The organism is Aeromonas sp. 30P, assembly GCF_051919805.1.
GTDB lineage: Bacteria > Pseudomonadota > Gammaproteobacteria > Enterobacterales > Aeromonadaceae > Aeromonas > Aeromonas veronii.
The window spans coordinates 3,931,848-3,949,023 of record NZ_JBQBEA010000001.1 but is presented as its reverse complement, the minus strand read 5'-3'; the positions used below and the strand labels follow the sequence as shown (position 1 = coordinate 3,949,023).

The window sequence follows — 17,176 nt, the reverse complement described above, 5'->3', positions numbered from 1 at the left end:
TAGACCGCTATTTTCGCTGGCAGACGGTTTCATGCGGGATCAATTGTCAGCACGGTTTTTCATTTGGTTAGGCGTGAGCTATGATAGGCCGCTATTTTTTGGCCTCCCGTCAATTTAGAAGTCATGAAGAGGTGTACCATTTTTTCCCAGATCGCAAACTTTTGCCGCAAGGTGCTCGGCAAGGAAGACGGCGAGCAGTCGGTGGAATCCCCCATTCCAGCCCGTGTCGCCGGTCAACGTCGTACCTTAAGCCGTGATCAGCACCCTATTTCGCGCAAAGAGATCAGCGAGAATGCACTCAAGGTGCTCTATCGCCTGAACAAAGGGGGCTATGAGGCCTACCTGGTCGGCGGCGGAGTCCGGGATCTGCTGCTCGGGAAGACGCCCAAGGATTTCGACATCGCAACCGATGCGACGCCGGAGCAGATCAAGGCACTGTTCAGCAACTGCCGCCTGATTGGCCGTCGTTTCCGCCTGGCCCACATTGTCTTTGGTCGTGACGTGATCGAAGTGGCCACCTTCCGGGGTCACCACCATCAGGTCAATACCAGCAAACATGTGTCGGCCCAGTCTGATGAAGGCATGCTGCTGCGCGACAACGTCTACGGCACCATCGAAGAGGATGCCGAGCGCCGCGACTTTACCGTCAACGCCCTCTACTACAGCGCCAAAGATTTCACCCTGCACGATTTCGAAGGGGGTCTGGAAGATCTGGCCGAGCGCAAGCTTGAGCTGATCGGTGATCCCGAGACCCGTTATCGTGAAGATCCGGTGCGGATGCTGCGCGCCGTGCGCTTCGCCGCCAAGCTGGATATGACCATCAGTCCGCGTACCGCTGCCCCCATCAAGGAGCTGGCGCCACTGCTGCAAGACATCCCGGCTGCCCGCCTGTTTGAGGAGACCCTCAAGCTGTTCCTGGCTGGCGACGGTCTGGCGACCTACAAACTGCTGCGCGAGTATGGCCTGTTCCAGCAGCTCTTCCCGCAAGTGGCTGCGCTGTTTACCCCGCACGGCAACTCGCCCTACGAGCAGTTTATCGAGCAGGCACTGATCGATACCGATACCCGGGTTCGTGAAGATAAACGCGTCACTCCCGCCTTCCTCTACGCCACCCTGCTGTGGGGCTGCGTCGAGGCCCGTGGTCGGGTGCTGGAGAACGAGAGCGGCCTGCCCTGGTATGACGCCTTCATGCTGGCGATCAACGAGGTGCTGGACAATCAGGTGCGGATCATCGCCGTTCCCCGCCGTTTCACCACAGATGTCCGCGACATCTGGGCACTGCAACAGCGGCTGACCCGTCGTCAGGGCAAACACCCCGAGCGCGCCATGGAGCATCCCAAGTTCCGCGCGGCGTTCGACTTCCTGTTGCTGCGCAACCGGGTCGAGCGCGGTCTCGGCGAGCTGGCCAGCTGGTGGGAGCGCTATGTCGCCTCCAATCCGGATGTGCGTCCGCAACTGCAGCGTGAAGCGACCCGTCGCCCGGCTAGCGGTGAGCGCGGTGAGGTCCGTAGCCACGATGGCGAGAAGCGCAGCAGCAACAGCCGCAACCGTCGTCGTCCCCGTCGCCGCAAACCGAAAGTGGCCGAGTGACAACAGACGTGATGACCGAGGTCTTCATCGCCATTGGTTCCAACCTGTCTGATCCGCTGGGTCAGGCTCGTCGCGCCGTTGCCGCGTTGGCAAGGTTGCCGGAATCTGTGCTGGTGGCGGCCTCGTCGTTTTACAGCAGCCGCCCCATGGGGCCTGCTGACCAACCGGACTACGTCAATGCCGTGGCCCGGCTCAATACCCGGCTCGCGCCCCTTGCGCTGCTGGATCAATTACAAAAAATCGAGCTGGAACAGGGACGTGTGCGCAAAGAGGAGCGGTGGGGACCCAGAACCCTGGATCTCGATCTGCTGCTCTATGGGGATCAGGTGATCAACCATGAGCGCCTGATCGTACCCCACTACGGCATGAAGGAGCGGGAGTTCGTGCTGCTGCCCCTTGCCGAAATTGCGCCTGCTCTGGTGCTGCCCTGCGGCACCCCGCTCGCCCGACTGGTTGCCCGCTGCCCGCACAATGATTTGGCCATCATTGCCCCGCGTGCAGACGTACAGGAGCCTCTATGAGCAAGATCACCACCGCCAGCCTGCTGAAGATGAAGCAGGAAGGTCAAAAGTTCACCGCCATCACCGCCTATGATGCCACCTTTGCCAAGCTGTTCGACGATGAGGGCGCCCACGTGCTGCTTATTGGCGATTCACTGGGCATGGTGCTGCAAGGGGGTCAGGATACCCTGGCGGTCAACATGGATGAGATGGTCTATCACACCCGCTGTGTGGCGCGCGGTGCCAGCAAGGCACTGGTGGTCGCCGACATGCCGTTCATGAGCTACGCCACCCCCGAGCAGACTTACCAGAACGCTGCCCGCCTGATGGCGGCCGGTGCCCGCATGGTGAAGATGGAAGGGGGCGACTGGCTGTGTGACTCCATCCGCCACCTCACCCGCAACGGGGTGCCGGTGTGCGGTCACCTCGGCCTCACTCCGCAATCCGTTCATGTCTTTGGCGGCTTCAAGGTGCAGGGGCGCGATGAGTTTCAAGCCCAGGAGATCTACCGTCAGGCCCTCGAACTGCAAGCGGCCGGTATCCAGCTGCTGGTGCTCGAGTGTGTGCCCACTGCGCTGGCCGAGCGCATCACCAAGGCGCTTCGCATCCCGGTGATCGGCATTGGTGCCGGCCCCGCGACCGACGGTCAGATTTTGGTGATGCACGATGCCTTTGGCGTCACCTCCGGCTATGTGCCCAAGTTCACCAAGAACTTTCTGGCCGAGACCGGCGATGTGCGTGCCGCCATCCGCCTCTATGTGCAGCAGGTGAGCGAGGGGAGCTTCCCCGGCCCGGAGCACTGCTTCAACTGATCCTGGCGGTTGCATGATGGGGGCTTCGGCCCCCGTCTCTGCTTGTCAGCCTCGCACAGTTAATCTGTATAGCTAATCCGTATCTTATTGATTCATCTAAAGGTGAACTGCTGATAGCCATGTTCGTGCCCCATCCCGCCCGAGCGCTATCTGTGGATGCAACCCGTCTCTCTTTTTGATTTATCGGAAGGTGAACTGCTGATGTTGGTCGTAAATAATCCCGTCGTTCTGCGTGAGCAGATCAGCCAATGGCGCCGTGAAGGGCGTGCCATCGCATTCGTGCCCACCATGGGCAACCTGCATCAGGGTCACCTGACGCTGGTGAAAGAGGCGCACAGCCACGCCGAGAAGGTGGTGGTCAGCATCTTCGTCAACCCGATGCAGTTCGACAAGGCCGAGGATCTCGCCAACTACCCGCGCACTCTGGAGCAGGATTGCGCTGCGCTGGAAGCGGCCGGGGTCGATATGGTATTCACCCCGACCCCGGAGATCATGTATCCGCAGGGGCTGGCGAGCCAGACCTTCGTCGAGGTGCCGGGTCTCTCCAATCTGCTGGAAGGGGCGCTGCGTCCGGGTCACTTCCGCGGGGTCAGTACCGTCGTCACCAAGCTGTTCAATCTGGTGCAGCCTGATGTGGCCTGCTTTGGCCAGAAGGATTACCAGCAGCTGGCGCTTATTCGCAAGATGGTGGCCGACATGGCGATGCCCATCGAGATCGTCGGCGTACCCACTGTGCGGGCCGAAGACGGGCTGGCACTCTCTTCCCGCAACGGCTACCTGACAGCTGCCGAGCGGGCCATCGCCCCCGAGCTGGCGCGCACCATGAACTGGATCGCCGAGCAGATCGAAGCGGGTGACCACCACCTGCCCTCCTTGGTGGCGCAGGCCAGCCAGCGTCTCGACAACGCCGGTTTTCGTACCGATGCCATCGACATCGTCGATGCCGCCACCCTCGAATCCGCCACTGACGAGAGCGCGCAGCTGGTGATCCTGATGGCCGCTTATCTTGGCAAGGCCCGCCTTATCGACAATCAAGTGGTCACGCTGCAGCAAGCCTGAGCCGGCCACAACCAGGAGGACTCCATGTCCAAGAAGGTTTACTGCATTGCCCAATTCCTGCCGAAACCCGGTCAGGAGCAAGCCCTGTTTCAGGTGCTGCAGGCGCTCGAGCCCAATACCCTGCGTGAGGATGGTTGCTTGCAATATCGGGTGACCCGCCACATCGCGAGCCCATTTGCCGAGGGGGAGAGCTTCCCCATCGTGTTCAACGAGATTTGGCAAGATATGGCGGCTTTCGAGGCGCACTGCCAGCGCGCGGAGATCAAGGCTTTCTTCGAGCGTTACTGCCTGGCGGAAGATGGTTTGGCCGCGAAGTGGAATGTCTGCGTCTATAGCGACGAACCCGAACAATACGACGCCCCCGTAAAGAAGTAATTCCCCCGATTGCCAGCGGACGCCCCCTCGGGCGTCCGCTGCTTTTTCACGCCTGCACACTCCTGTATTCCGGCGTTTTGTTCTGCGGCCCAGCCCGCATCTCCCTTCGTTTCTATCCACTTTTGGCCTGATGGCCGCTACAGGTATTCATGATGTTTGTCCTGATTGCATCGCTTGTTTTCTGTCTGCTCTGTTTTGCTCTCACCCGGTTGCCTACCGGTTTGCCGCTCTCGCGCAAGGTGCTTGCAGGTCTGCTGCTTGGCGCCCTGTTCGGGCTGGCGCTGCAACTGGGCTGGGGCGCCGATGATGCCGGCGTTCAGCAGACCCTGGAGTGGGTCAATATCGTCGGCGGCGGCTATGTCAGCCTGCTCAAGGTGGTGATGATGCCGCTGGTGTTCACCTCCATCCTCTCCGCCATCAACAAGCTGGAGCAGGCCCAGTCCCTCGGCAAGATCAGCGTCGTGCTGATCGGCTCCATGCTGACCCTGGTGATGATCGCCGGTCTGGTGGGAATGACAGTGACCCATCTGAGCGGTCTCACCGCAGCCGGGTTGCTGAGTCACGGCAGCGACACGGCCACCCTGCAACAGAGCATGAGCACCATCGATAGTGCCCAGACCCTGCCTGCCCTGCTGCTCTCGCTGGTGCCCAGCAACTTTGCCGCCGATATGGCGGGTAGCCGCGGTCTCTCGGTGATCGGCGTGGTGATCTTTACCGTGCTGGCGGGGGTTGCTCTGCTCCAGATGAAGGCGGAGCACCCGGAGGCCGGTGCTCGCGCCGCCGTGGCCATCGACACTCTGCAACTGTGGGTGATGAAGATGGTGCGGGTGGTGATTGCCCTCACCCCCTATGGCGTGATGGCGCTGATCGCCCGGGTGGTGGCCCACTATCCCCTGAGCGAGATCCTCAGCCTGCTCGGCTTTATTCTGGTCTGCTACGTCGCCATTCTGGCGATGTTTGCGGTGCACATGGTGATCCTGCTGCTGATCGGCCAGAACCCGCTGCACTATCTTCGGGAAGTGTGGGGCGTGCTCACCTTTGCCTTTATCTCCCGCAGCAGCGCCGCCTCCATTCCGCTCAGCATCGAGACCCAGCAGCGCCTTGGTGTGCCCTCCAATATCGCCAACTTCGCCGCCTCGTTCGGTGCCAACCTCGGCCAGAACGGCTGCGCCGGTATCTATCCGGCCATGATGGTGGCGATGATCGCCCCCATGCTCGGCATCAACCCCTTTGATCCCCTGTTCCTGCTCACCCTGCTGCCAGTGATTGCACTGGGCTCCATCGGGGTGGCTGGCGTCGGTGGTGGCGGCTCCTTCGCCGCGCTGATCGTGCTCTCCACCCTCAACTTCCCCATCGCGCTGGTGGGGGTGATGATCGCCATCGAGCCGCTGGTGGATATGGGCCGCACTGCTCTCAACGTCAACGGCTCCATCATGGCGGCGATGATCACCAAGCGGTTGCTGGGCAAGCAGCCGCTGGCCCAAGCGGAGCAACCGCAGGAGCAGGCCGCCAGCTAACCCTGAGTGCCACGTAATATGAAAGAAGCCCGCAGTTGCGGGCTTCTTTCATATCGGCTGTGTTGCCTTGTGGGCAGACGCGGTTACTCGGCAGAGACGGGGTAACCGGCCCCTTTCCAGGCGAAGATGCCGCCCGGCACCCGATAGACCTGCTGATAGCCCTGAGTCACCGCCCAGGCGGCGGCATTGTGGCTGCGGCCGCACTTGACGAAGCCGCAGTAGATCACCACAGGACGGGACTTGTCTTCACCCAACAGCGCCTGGAACTGCTCCGCCGTGCCGCTCCCCTCGACGATTTCGCTCCAGTTGTCGCCGGCCTTGGCCTCTTTCACGAAGACAAAGTTCTTGGCGCCCGGAATGTGCTCCTTCTTGTAGGAGTCCTCATAGGGCATGGTGTCGATGATCACCAACTCCTCGCCCTTGTCCATGCGGGTCTTCAGCTCGGCTACGGTCAGCAGCTGATAGCCCCCCTGCTGCGCCTCCTGTGCCAGTTGCACTGCCGACTGCTCCAGCTTCACCTCCTGCTCGAACTGGTTGTCGCCACAGCCACCGAGGGCAAAGCTGGCGGCGATCAGCGAGGCCAGCAGGGTGCGGGATCGCAATGTCATCATGTCACTACTCCTTTAGAACGGGAAAAACGGGGCGGGAAGTTCGCAGCAGGGCGCCCGCAAGCGTCAGTAGCAGCAGATCCCGCACAATGGCCTCCGGCAACGAGCCGAGATCAGCCCTGCCCAGACAGCCGCAAGAGATGTCGAGCCCGATGGCAACGCCATAGCCCAACACCGGAATAAACAGGGCGAGCAGCCCGATCACCAGCCACAGTCCCCAGCGCCGGTTGGCGATGACTGCCAGCCCTGCGCAGAGCTCAAGGGCAATCAGCCCCCAGGCCACCGGCGGGATCAGCGGCGGCCAGATCAGGCCAAAGGCGCCGATCTGCTCGATGAACAGGGCGGGGGATGTCAGCTTGAACCCGGCGGAGGCTAGGAAGAAGCCACCCAGCGCCAGATTGGCCAGCATGCGCAACAACGCAGGCATATTATACCTCTTTATAGATAGGGATGAATTCTAACAATTCCCGATTGAGCCGCAATGACTAAACCCATGCCGAACAAGATAAATCTCGATTTTGCGGGGCAGTGACCAGAATGGGGGCGCTAGACCCTGATGGTTGCGGTTGTGGAGGCGGGATGCTGTGGCTGTGTCGATTGCTCCCGGTCGTGCTGGTGGGTCAACAGTTCGGCAGCCAGCTCGATGGCCCGCTCGAGCAGTAGCAGCAGGCTGTCGACCGTCAGATGATCGAGCCACTCGCGGGTCCAGATCAGGGTCTCTCCCTGCTCGGTCTGATCCAGCAGAAACACTGGCTCGTCGCCAAGGTGGTTGAGCAGGGGCGTGTTGGGCATGGCGTGGCCCGGTAGCAGCAGATAGATCACCAGATGGCCCTCATCCTCTGCCAGCGTTAGCACCAGTTCGTCGTTGATGGCGAGGGTGGTGGCTGTCTGTCCGGCCACCGGAAGCGGAAGTCCAAGTTGTGTGTACAGGGCGGTGATGAGAGCGTGATACATGGCCAAACCTCGGGCAGGGGGAGAGTGACACCCTATGCGGCTGATCGGTGGCTGCTTATCACTTGTCGTCATTTTTTTAGCGTTTTTGGTCGGAGGGGCGAGTGGTTATGCCGAAATTGTGAGCTGACAGACATCTTTTACGGGTCAGTCCGAATCCTAAAAAAGCGGGACCATCGCTGACAGGGTGACAAGGGGGGTCGGCGTACGCTGAGGATCTTCTCTCTCATCAACGCAGGTTTCTTGCCATGAAAATTGCCTCCCCGGATATCGATGTAAGCCGTCATCAGCAGACAACCCCTGATGCTACACCTCCTGCTACTGCTCGCCTTGGCAACGCCAGACTACAGCTGCTGGATGCCGGTAACCGGGAGTTCGATAGGGGGATCCGCCGTGGTATTGGCCATCGGCAGAGCCCTGAACTCAAGGCAGTCAAGCAGGCGGTGCGGCACTACCAGGCCCAGCCAACGCCTTCACTGGCCGGGCTGGCGAAGATCGAACAGGCGCTGCAGTTCTGGATCGACTCGGGCAAGAACCGCTCCCGTCAGCAGGATCCCGTGTTGCAAAAACTGGTCGATGACATCGCTGTTCGCCGTCAGGCGTTGGCACAGGGTGGCAAGCCTCCCTCATTTCAGCTGGCGTGGGTCTGCAACGAACAGGGGAGGGTCAATCAGCCTATCGAGAGTAACCAGCAGATCCGCCAGTGGTGCAGCGAGTTGGCTCGCCTGCAACAGGAGGGGGCCAACGACCTGTTCAAGCAGGAGCTGCAAGGGGGACTAGACCTGATGTTCGGGGTGAGTGAGGGGATGATGGCGCGGCGGCTGGAGCGGGCGCCGACCCGTGAAGAGGTCGCAGCAAGCCACGAGTGGCAGCTGTTTTGCGGGACCTTGCGTCAGGCTCTGCCCGCACTGGGTGAGCTCAAGCCGCAAGCCACTGCCGAGGAGAATGGTCGCGATATCCTGTTGACCCACAGTCAGTTGCTGGAGCTCGGCCACCTCAAGGAGGTTCTGGATCTCAGCATTCAGCAGCAGGTGAGCAAGCAGGGGGAGATTGGCCTGCTCAGGACCGAGCTGCTGACCGCGCTGGTGGATGGACTGGATGAGCCCTGGCTTGAGCGCGAGGCGCAGGAGAAGGCGCTCTGGCAGGGAGAGGCCGCATCAGGAAAGTACTATCAGAGTGGTGTCCGGGCCGAGATCAAGAGCCCTCTCTCTGCTGCCAGCAAGGAGCTGAAACCGGGTGAGCCCGTGAGCCACAAGGCCTTTGGCGGGCTCGGGCTGGTCAGTGCCAGTGCGCTGGTGGAGGCTTTCGCCAAGATCGAGATTGGCAAGTGGGAGGGGCGTCGCGATACGCCGGTAGGAGAGTTTGCCGGCAAGGTGGCTCTGACCCAGGAGAACAAGGCGAGTGCCAAGGCCGAGCTGGTGATTGGCAAGGCGGAGGGCTCATTGGTGTTCAATCCGGTGAACAAGATCGTCAATGATACCGACGGATCGCGCTACACCCCGGGGCCCCATGACCTTAGTCTGCTGCGCATCGGGGCCAGTGCCGAGCTGGTGAGCCGGCTGGGGCTGTCGGTGGAGGGGAGCTGGACTATCGGCAACCTGCTTAACGCCAAGCTGGCAGGCTCTGCCGAGGTGGTCGCCAATGCCAAGCTGGAGGCCGGTGCTGCGGCTATCATGACCCCAAATGGGCCAGTGGTCAGCGTGACTGCCAACGCCTCGGCTTTTGCTGGTATGAAAGCTGAGGGGAGTGCCCAGCTCAATCTGCTCAAGAGCCAGTATGCGGATGCCTATAGCCTTTCGGCCAAGGTACGCGCCTCCGCCAATCTGGGTGTAGGTGCATCGGCCGGTGCCACTGCGGCTTTCGGGCCACAGGGAGCCAAGTTTCATACTACCCTTGGCGTGACACTGGGGGTGGGGTCAGATGTCGGTTGGGAGGGCGGAGTCAACGCCATGGCCACCAAGGCTTATGCACTGGAGCTGGCCGCTCGTGCGGTAAGCAACTTTGATCAGCGCAAAGGGGAGCAGCTAGATGGACTGGCGATGGTGGCAGGGAATGAAAACCGTCTCTTCGAACTGGCCCAGCGGGTCGATAACCGGATTGTCACTCTCGCCACCCAGTTGGAGGAACTGCAGCTGGCGGCCAGCGAGAACCGGATCCGGATGCAGGAGAGCCTGATCGATCCCGAGCTCGCTGCTGGTCGAACCGCCATGGCGCAGGCTATCGACGATGCCTTCGGTCAGGTGCGGGTCGATGAGCTGGGGGGCGTCACGGTTCCCGAACGGGCCGCCGAGCGCAACGAGAAGCTTGAGCTCACCGCCCGGCTGCTAAAGGATCACGCCATCCGGGTCTAGGTCATCCCGAGGTGGGCCGGACAATGAAAACGGGCACCGCGAGGTGCCCGTTTTGGCAATCAGTGGCGCAGGCCGGTGCCGCGGGAGATGAGCCACCAGGCGATACCGTAGAGGGCCACGATAAAGCCGATGATGATGAGGTAGGCGGTGCCGAGCGGCACATCGGAGATACCGAGGAAACCGTAACGGAACGCGTTCACCATGTAGATGATGGGGTTCACCTGGGAGACGCCCTGCCAGAAGGGGGGCAGCAGGCTGATGGAGTAGAACACCCCGCCCAGATAGGTGAGCGGCGTCAGCACGAAGGTGGGGATGATGCTGATGTCGTCGAAGGTCTTGGCAAACACCGCGTTGATAAGGCCACCCAGCGAGAAGAGGATGGCGGTCAGCAGCACGGTGAAGCAGACGCTGAACAGATGGTGGATCTGCAGCGGCACGAAGAACAGCGACACCAGGGTGACGATGAGGCCGACACAGAGGCCGCGGGCCACGCCACCGCCCACGTAACCGGCGATGATGACGTAGTTGGGCACCGGCGCGACCAGCATCTCTTCGATATTGCGCTGGAACTTGGCGCTGAAGAAGGAGGAGGCAACGTTGGAGTAGGAGTTGGTGATCACCGACATCATGATGAGGCCGGGCACGATGAACTCCATGTAGGTGAAGCCGCCCATGTCACCGATGCGTGAACCGATCAGGTTGCCGAAGATGACGAAGTAGAGGCTCATGGTGATGGCCGGTGGCACCAGGGTCTGGATCCAGATCCGGGTAAAGCGGCTCACCTCCTTGGCCAGAATGCTCTTGAAGGCGATGTAGTAGATGGCCAGATTCATGCTTTTCTCCCCTCTTCGACCAGATTGACGAACAGCTCTTCCAGCCGGTTGGCCTTGTTTCGCATGCTCACGACCTGCACCTGCTGGTTCGACAGCTGCTCGAACAGGCTGTTGAGTGACTGGCTCTTGTCGAGATCCACCTCAAGGGTGCGCTCATCCGGCATGCGGCCGTTGAACTCCGGCACCTCAGGTACGGCAGAACCTGACGCAAGGTCGAGCAGGAAGGTCTCGCGACCCAGCTTGCCCAGCAGATTCTTCATGCTGGTGTTCTCGATCAGACGACCTTTGTCGATGATGCCGATGTTGCGGCAGAGCATCTCGGCCTCTTCCAGATAGTGGGTGGTGAGAATAATGGTGACGCCCTGCTCGTTGAGATTCTTGAGGAAGGTCCACATGGAGCGGCGGATCTCGATATCGACCCCGGCGGTCGGTTCATCGAGGATCAGCAGCTTGGGCTCGTGCATCAGGGCGCGAGCGATCATCAGGCGACGCTTCATGCCGCCGGAGAGGGTGCGGGCAGGCATGTCGCGCTTCTCCCACAGATCGAGCTGGCGCAGGTACTTCTCGGCGCGGATCTTGGCTTCCGCCTTGGGCACGCCGTAGAAACCGGCCTGATGGGTGACAATCTGGATCACCTTCTCGAACTGGCTGAAGTTGAACTCCTGCGGCACCAGTCCGAGCTGGGCCTTGGCCTGTTCGAGATCGCTGTCGATGTCGTAGCCAAACACCTTCACCTTGCCGGCGCTCTTGTTCACCAGTGAGCTGATGACGCCGATGGTGGTGGACTTGCCCGCGCCGTTCGGGCCGAGCAGGGCGAAGAAATCCCCCTGCCTGACGGTAAGATCGATGCCTTTAAGGGCTTCGACGCCCCCCTGATAGGTCTTTTTCAGGCCGCTGATTTCCAGTGCGTTCATTGCAACCTCTGTGATGGTTGAATCCGGCTCGATACAGAAAAGGCGGCCAAGGCCGCCTGCACAGAGTAAAGGGCGCAAGGCCGCTTCACCCGTGATATTCCTGAACCTGGCTTACTCCTGGGGTACCACTTTGCCGATAAACGGCAGGTTGCGGTACTTCTGGGCGTAGTCGATGCCACAGCCGACCACGAATTCGTCCGGAATGGCGAAGCCAATCCAGTCGACCGGCACCTGCACTTCGCGGCGGGAGGGTTTGTCCAGCAGGGTGCAGATGGCCAGGGATTTCGGCTCGCGCAGGGAGAGGATCTCGCGCACCTTGTTGAGGGTGTAACCGGTGTCGATGATGTCTTCCACGATCACCACATCCTTGCCCTTGATATCGTCGTCCAGGTCTTTGAGGATGCGGACGTCACGGGTGCTGTGCATGCCGGAGCCGTAGCTGGAGGCGGTCATGAAGTCCAGGGTGATGGGCAGCTGGCACTGGCGGCAGAGGTCGGCCAGGAAGATGCAGGAACCGCGCAGCAGCGCAATCATCACGACTTCGTCAGAACCCTGATAGCGGGCGGTGATCTCTTCACCCAATTTGGCGATCCGGGCGGCTACTTCAGCCTCGGAGATCATCACCTCGACGGTGTGTTTCATCACTTACTCCCATAAGGCCAAAGGGGATTTGGCCGTTCATGAATATCAAAACCGATGATTCTACCACTCATGTTGAAGGGTGCTAGAGATACGTGGTGCTTTTATCGGCTTATTTTAATTGATAGAGTTAGCAGGCACTCAGGCATGATTAGTTAAAATACTATAAACACCATAATCAATAACTATTAGATGATAAAAACTATGGAACCACGCGCAGAAATAAGACGTCGTACCCGGCTGTCGCCGGAAGCTCGTCGCTCCCAATTGATGGAATGTGCCATCGAGGTGTTCTCCCGTCGCGGCATTGGCCGTGCAGGTCACGCCGAGATAGCCGAACAGGCCAAGGTCTCTGTGGCTACCGTCTTCAACTATTTCAACACCCGCGAGGAGTTGGTAGATGAGGTGCTGGCCGAGATCGAACGCTTTGTGAACCAAATGCTGTCGCAGGCATACGGTGACCAGGGCCCCATTTTCGACAAGATCCAGCGTCATGTACGCCTCTCTGTCGATGCCGCCTACGATCAACCGGATTATGCCGGTATCTGGCTGGAGTGGAGCTCATCGGTTCGGGAAGAGGTATGGCCCCGCTATACCCGGCTGCTCGATCAGTGCCTTGAGCTGATCGCCAGCGAGCTGCAAACCGCCATGGATGCAGGGGAGATCACCAGTGTGCTGTCGGCACAGGATCTGGCCCGCTCTCTGACCGGTTTTGGCTATGTGATGATGCAGATGATCAATCAACCTCAGCGCCCGGTGCGCCAAGAGGTGACTGATTTCCTGTTCAAGTACGTGACGGCGCCAATTCAGGCTCGCTAACACGGCTTAACGAAAATACGGCGTCACTCATTGAGTGGCGCCGTTTTTTTTATGGCCGGATGTGGCGGTCACCTCACTGGTGGCCATAGCCCCAGCGGTGGGTTAGCTCATGCTCGACACCCAGATGATCGAGGATGCGGGCGACCATAAAGTCCACCAGATCGGCGATGCTTTTCGGCTCATGATAGAAACCGGGGGCTGCGGGCATGATGGTCACCCCGAGCCGTGCCAGTTTCAGCATGTTCTCCAGATGGATCGCCGAGAAGGGGGTTTCGCGGGGCACCAGGATCAGTTGGCCGCGCTCCTTGATCACCACATCCGCTGCCCGCTCCAGCAGGTTGTCCGAGGTGCCGTTGGCAATGGCCGAGACGGTGCCCATTGAGCAGGGGCAGACCACCATCTGTTTGGGCGCGGCCGAACCGGAGGCCACCGGCGAGAACCACTCCTCCTTGCCGCAGGCGACAATCTGCCCCTCCTTGGCGCCATATTGGCGACAAAGATAGGCAGAGAGCTCTTTCGGCGAGCCGGGCCAATCCTGTTGCTGCTCGGTCTTGAGTACCACACGAGCCGCCGATGAGGCGAGCAGGTAGACCCGATAGTCCGCCTGCACCAGACACTGGAGCAGGCGCAGGGCGTAGGGGGCGCCGGAGGCGCCGGTCAGCGCCAGGGTGATCGCTTTGTTCATAGTTCGCCGTGGTAATCCTTGAGGCGGGCGATCAGCTTGTCATGAATGCCACCGAAGCCGCCGTTGCTCATGATCAGAATATGGTCGCCATCGCGGCTCTCGGCCACCAGCCGGTTGATCAGGGTCTCCAGATCGTTGAATACCTTGGCCGGACGGGTCATATGGGCCGTCACCTCGCCGAGATCCCAGCCGATGTTGGGCGGCTGGAAGAAGAACACCTCGTCGGCGCCATCGAAGCAGCCAGCCAGCTCCTCCTTGTGAACCCCCAGCTTCATGGTGTTGGAGCGTGGCTCCAGCACCGCCAGAATGCGGGCCTCGCCCACTTTGGCGCGCAGGCCGCCGAGGGTGGTCTCGATGGCGGTGGGGTGGTGGGCGAAGTCGTCATAGACGCTGATGCCCGCTACCTCACCCTTGAGCTCCATCCGCCGCTTGGGGGATTTGAATTGGCAGAGGGCGGCGATGCCATGCTCCACCATGACACCGGCGTGGCGGGCGGCAGCGATGGCCATCAGACCATTGTTGACGTTGTGTTCGCCGATGCACTCCCAGTGCACTTCGCCCTGTTTCTCGCCATCCAGCCACACCTCGAAGGCGGAGCCGTCATCGGCCAGCTTGACCGCTTTCCACTTGGCGTCGTCCTGACCCACCAGCTCCACTTCGCTCCAGCAGCCCATTTTGCGCACGGCGGTGAGGTTGTCATCGGCTTGCGGGAACAGCACCCGGCCGTTGCTCGGCACGGTGCGCATCAGGTGGTGGAACTGGCGCTGGATCGCGGCGAGATCCGGGAAGATGTCCGCGTGATCGAACTCCAGATTGTTCATCACCAGGGTGCGCGGATGGTAGTGGACGAACTTGGAGCGTTTGTCGAAGAAGGCGCAGTCATACTCGTCCGCTTCGATGACAAAGAAGGGGGCGGAGCCGAGACGGGCGGAGACCGGGAAGTTGCCCGGCACGCCGCCAATGAGGAAACCGGGCTCCAGCTTGGCGTACTCCAGCACCCAGGCCAACATGCTGGCGGTGGTGGTCTTGCCATGGGTGCCGGCGACGGCAAGCACCCAGCGATCTTGCAGCACGTGCTCCAGCAGCCACTGGGGGCCGGAGATGTAGGGCAGATTGCGGTCCAGCACATATTCAACACAGGGGTTGCCGCGGCTCATGGCGTTGCCAATCACCACCAGATCCGGCGCCGGATCGAGTTGGGAGGGATCATAGCCTTCGGTCAGTTCGATGCCCTGTTGCTCGAGCTGGGTACTCATGGGGGGATAGACATTGGCATCCGAACCGGTCACCCGGTAACCAAGCTGTTTTGCCAACACCGCCAGACCACCCATAAAGGTGCCGCAGATCCCGAGAATGTGAATATGCATACCGCTTCCTTTCGCAGTAAAGGGAAGTGCGCATTCTAGGGGGTGTTGCGGTGGTGGCACAAGCCGCACTCATGGTGAGAGGCCCACAGATGCAGCACTGGAGGCAGAAATCTTGGCGCTGTTGGGATATGCGAGATTGGAATGGGCTGGAAGGCTTTATTTGAGACTTGATATTGTGTCGCACTTTCTTACAATTCTTCGGTTTTGTGACGCACGCTACAGTTTTACGATATCGCCCTTTTCCAAAGGAGAGTCCCCATGGGCAAGTTCCTGCTTTGCTATCTGGTCGGTGGTCTGGTGGCCATCAGTTGGGCTGCGTTGCCCGCTCATGGTCCCTGGGATCAGTGGGACCTCGCGATTTTTCATACCGTTAACGGCTGGCTCGGGCAGTCGGCTCTGTGGGCCGATCTGGTGGCTATCACCAATAACCGGCTGTTCGATCTGGCGGTGCTGGCCTGTATGGGGCTGATCCTGGCCCGCTGTTTCTTTGCACGGGATCTGGCGGGCCGTCGCCAACTGGTAGCGATGGGCATACTGATGCTGCTAAGTGCACTGGTGATCAACCAGCTTGGTCACCGATTGCCGGTGGAGCGACCCAGCCCGACCCTGATGGTAGCTGATGCGCTGCGGGTGACCCAGATCAGCGCTATTCCGACCAAGGACTCTTCCGGTGACAGCTTCCCCGGCGATCACGCCCTGTTCCTGATGATCTTCGCCGGTTTTGCCCTGCGCTATCTGCCGCGCTGGGCGGGAGTCACCGCATTGCTGATGGTGCCGATCTTTTCCGCGCCGCGCATTCTGGCTGGTGCTCACTGGTTTACCGATGTCTACGTCGGCGCGCTGGGGCTGGCGACCCTCTGTCTGCCCTGGTTGCTGCTGACCCCGCTGGCGGATCGGCTGATAGACCGCATCGCCCCCCGATTGGCCCGTGTGCCGCTGCTGCGCAGTCAGACCCACTGATTGAACGTCGCAAAATAAAACGCCCCGACATGAAAATGTCGGGGCGTTTTGTTATCAACCCGCGAGAGATCAGCCTTGATAGCCGTTCGGGTTGTTGCTTTGCCAGCGCCAGGTATCGACCATCATCTGCTCCAGACCGCGCTCTGCCTGCCAGCCCAGCTCGGCACGGGCCAGTGTCGGCTCTGCCCAGCACTCGGCGATGTCGCCCGGGCGACGGGGTTTGATTTGGTAGGGAATGGGTCGGCCGCTGGCCGCTTCAAACGCCTTGACCATCTCCAGTACCGAGTAGCCCTGACCTGTGCCCAGGTTGTAGGTGAAGACGCCGGTGTCGCTCTTGATGCGCGCCAGTGCTTTCAGGTGGCCGATGGCGAGATCCACCACATGGATGTAGTCACGTACGCCGGTGCCATCCGGAGTCGGGTAGTCGTTGCCAAATACCCCCAGCTCCTTGAGCTTGCCGACACCCACCTGGCTGATATAGGGCAGCAGGTTGTTGGGGATGCCGTTGGGATCTTCACCAATCAGGCCGCTCTCATGGGCGCCGACCGGGTTGAAGTAGCGCAGCAACACGATAGCCCAGCGGGGATCGGATTTGGCGAGATCGCGCAGGATCTCCTCCACCATCAGCTTGGAGCGGCCGTAGGGGTTGGTGGCGCTGGTGGGGAAATCTTCCCGCAGCGGCACCGAGGCGGGATCGCCATAGACGGTGGCCGAGGAGCTGAATACCAACCGGAAAACGCCGGCCTTGGCCATCTCTTCGCACAGCACCAGAGTGCCGCTGATGTTGTTCTGGTAGTAGGTGAGCGGGATCTGGCTCGACTCTCCGACCGCCTTGAGGCCGGCGAAGTGAATGACCGATTCGATCTGGTGGTTGGCAAACAGCTGCTGCAGGCAAGCTCTGTCCAGCACATCCCCTTCGACGAAGGTGACCGGCTTGCCGGTGATCTGCTCGACCCGCTTGAGTGACTCCGGTGAGGAGTTGGATAGGTTGTCGAGGACCACGACCTGCTGCCCCGCGCCGAGCAGCTCAACCAGGGTGTGGGAGCCGATATAGCCAGCGCCCCCTGTGACCAGTATTGTCATTTTTTATCCCGTGTTCTGGTGAAACTGGGGCAGAGTCTAGCGCCCCAGTCTACTTGGGAAAAGCTTGGGATACTGATGACGCCTTCACCGCACCTGACAAAAGCCTGCACCAC

General features: G+C 60.6%; 18 protein-coding genes. 9 read left to right on the top strand and 9 right to left on the bottom strand.

What is annotated here, in order from left to right:
- The first annotated feature begins 123 nt into the window (after positions 1-123).
- The 6 genes from pcnB to ACTG2B_RS18365 all read left to right on the top strand — a co-directional run bounded on the left by pcnB (position 124) and on the right by ACTG2B_RS18365 (position 5,853).
- Positions 124-1,590, top strand: coding sequence for a polynucleotide adenylyltransferase PcnB (gene pcnB / locus ACTG2B_RS18390; protein WP_139440709.1), 1,467 nt, complete (start codon positions 124-126; stop codon positions 1,588-1,590).
- An 11-nt stretch (positions 1,591-1,601) separates the two neighbouring features.
- Entirely contained in the window at positions 1,602-2,111 is a 510-nt protein-coding gene (folK, locus tag ACTG2B_RS18385; protein WP_368215196.1) for a 2-amino-4-hydroxy-6-hydroxymethyldihydropteridine diphosphokinase, read from the top strand.
- The gene (gene panB, locus ACTG2B_RS18380; RefSeq protein ID WP_005335640.1) at positions 2,108-2,902 is read left to right on the top strand and encodes a 3-methyl-2-oxobutanoate hydroxymethyltransferase; all 795 of its coding nucleotides are present in this window, start codon (positions 2,108-2,110) and stop codon (positions 2,900-2,902) included. Before folK ends, panB begins: the two co-directional genes overlap by 4 nt.
- 201 nt (positions 2,903-3,103) lie before the next feature.
- Complete coding sequence (gene panC / locus ACTG2B_RS18375; protein WP_005335639.1) at positions 3,104-3,961, top strand: pantoate--beta-alanine ligase; 858 nt, start codon at positions 3,104-3,106, stop codon at positions 3,959-3,961.
- 24 nt (positions 3,962-3,985) lie between these two features.
- Positions 3,986-4,336 carry a putative quinol monooxygenase gene (locus tag ACTG2B_RS18370; protein WP_005354654.1) on the top strand — a complete coding sequence of 117 codons (351 nt, stop codon included), beginning with the start codon at positions 3,986-3,988 and terminating at the stop codon, positions 4,334-4,336.
- A 152-nt stretch (positions 4,337-4,488) separates the two neighbouring features.
- On the top strand, positions 4,489-5,853 hold the full coding sequence (locus ACTG2B_RS18365; RefSeq protein ID WP_439996591.1) for a cation:dicarboxylate symporter family transporter: 1,365 nt from the start codon (positions 4,489-4,491) through the stop codon (positions 5,851-5,853).
- Positions 5,854-5,936: 83 nt separating this feature from the next.
- On the opposite strand, the gene ACTG2B_RS18360 is transcribed toward ACTG2B_RS18365, so the two are convergent.
- From ACTG2B_RS18360 to ACTG2B_RS18350, 3 genes are all read right to left on the bottom strand, one after another.
- Entirely contained in the window at positions 5,937-6,464 is a 528-nt protein-coding gene (locus ACTG2B_RS18360; RefSeq protein ID WP_043821696.1) for a rhodanese-like domain-containing protein, read from the bottom strand.
- A 4-nt stretch (positions 6,465-6,468) separates the two neighbouring features.
- Entirely contained in the window at positions 6,469-6,888 is a 420-nt protein-coding gene (locus ACTG2B_RS18355; RefSeq protein ID WP_439996590.1) for a MauE/DoxX family redox-associated membrane protein, read from the bottom strand.
- A gap of 119 nt (positions 6,889-7,007) precedes the next feature.
- Positions 7,008-7,415, bottom strand: a complete 408-nt coding sequence (locus ACTG2B_RS18350; RefSeq protein ID WP_439996589.1) for a hypothetical protein — start codon at positions 7,413-7,415, stop codon at positions 7,008-7,010.
- A 245-nt stretch (positions 7,416-7,660) separates the two neighbouring features.
- Between ACTG2B_RS18350 and ACTG2B_RS18345 the strand changes: the two genes are divergently transcribed.
- Positions 7,661-9,763: a hypothetical protein gene (locus tag ACTG2B_RS18345; protein ID WP_439996588.1), complete on the top strand. Its 2,103-nt coding sequence runs from the start codon at positions 7,661-7,663 to the stop codon at positions 9,761-9,763.
- Between the two features lie 59 nt (positions 9,764-9,822).
- Here the strand turns inward: ACTG2B_RS18345 and ACTG2B_RS18340 are convergent, their stop codons facing one another.
- The 3 genes from ACTG2B_RS18340 to hpt form a co-directional block, all read right to left on the bottom strand.
- Positions 9,823-10,596, bottom strand: coding sequence for an ABC transporter permease (locus ACTG2B_RS18340; RefSeq protein ID WP_019445351.1), 774 nt, complete (start codon positions 10,594-10,596; stop codon positions 9,823-9,825).
- On the bottom strand, positions 10,593-11,510 hold the full coding sequence (locus tag ACTG2B_RS18335; RefSeq protein ID WP_439996587.1) for an ABC transporter ATP-binding protein: 918 nt from the start codon (positions 11,508-11,510) through the stop codon (positions 10,593-10,595). Before ACTG2B_RS18335 ends, ACTG2B_RS18340 begins: the two co-directional genes overlap by 4 nt.
- 111 nt (positions 11,511-11,621) lie before the next feature.
- Positions 11,622-12,152 carry a hypoxanthine phosphoribosyltransferase gene (hpt, locus tag ACTG2B_RS18330; RefSeq protein ID WP_005335618.1) on the bottom strand — a complete coding sequence of 177 codons (531 nt, stop codon included), beginning with the start codon at positions 12,150-12,152 and terminating at the stop codon, positions 11,622-11,624.
- 201 nt (positions 12,153-12,353) lie between these two features.
- Between hpt and ACTG2B_RS18325 the strand changes: the two genes are divergently transcribed.
- A complete protein-coding gene (locus ACTG2B_RS18325; protein ID WP_439996586.1) occupies positions 12,354-12,968 on the top strand; it encodes a TetR/AcrR family transcriptional regulator in 615 nt (204 codons plus the stop codon).
- Positions 12,969-13,041: 73 nt separating this feature from the next.
- Here the strand turns inward: ACTG2B_RS18325 and ACTG2B_RS18320 are convergent, their stop codons facing one another.
- Positions 13,042-13,653 (bottom strand): flavin prenyltransferase UbiX, encoded by a 612-nt coding sequence (locus ACTG2B_RS18320; RefSeq protein WP_042052375.1) that lies wholly within the window; start codon positions 13,651-13,653, stop codon positions 13,042-13,044.
- On the bottom strand, positions 13,650-15,020 hold the full coding sequence (gene mpl / locus ACTG2B_RS18315; protein ID WP_042030470.1) for a UDP-N-acetylmuramate:L-alanyl-gamma-D-glutamyl-meso-diaminopimelate ligase: 1,371 nt from the start codon (positions 15,018-15,020) through the stop codon (positions 13,650-13,652). Before mpl ends, ACTG2B_RS18320 begins: the two co-directional genes overlap by 4 nt.
- A gap of 258 nt (positions 15,021-15,278) precedes the next feature.
- Here mpl and ACTG2B_RS18310 point away from each other — a divergent pair, with 258 nt between their 5' ends.
- Positions 15,279-15,980 carry a phosphatase PAP2 family protein gene (locus tag ACTG2B_RS18310; RefSeq protein WP_421277930.1) on the top strand — a complete coding sequence of 234 codons (702 nt, stop codon included), beginning with the start codon at positions 15,279-15,281 and terminating at the stop codon, positions 15,978-15,980.
- Between the two features lie 69 nt (positions 15,981-16,049).
- Here ACTG2B_RS18310 and galE read toward each other — a convergent pair whose 3' ends face one another.
- Positions 16,050-17,063: a UDP-glucose 4-epimerase GalE gene (gene galE, locus ACTG2B_RS18305; RefSeq protein ID WP_005335608.1), complete on the bottom strand. Its 1,014-nt coding sequence runs from the start codon at positions 17,061-17,063 to the stop codon at positions 16,050-16,052.
- Between the last annotated feature and the right edge of the window lie 113 nt (positions 17,064-17,176).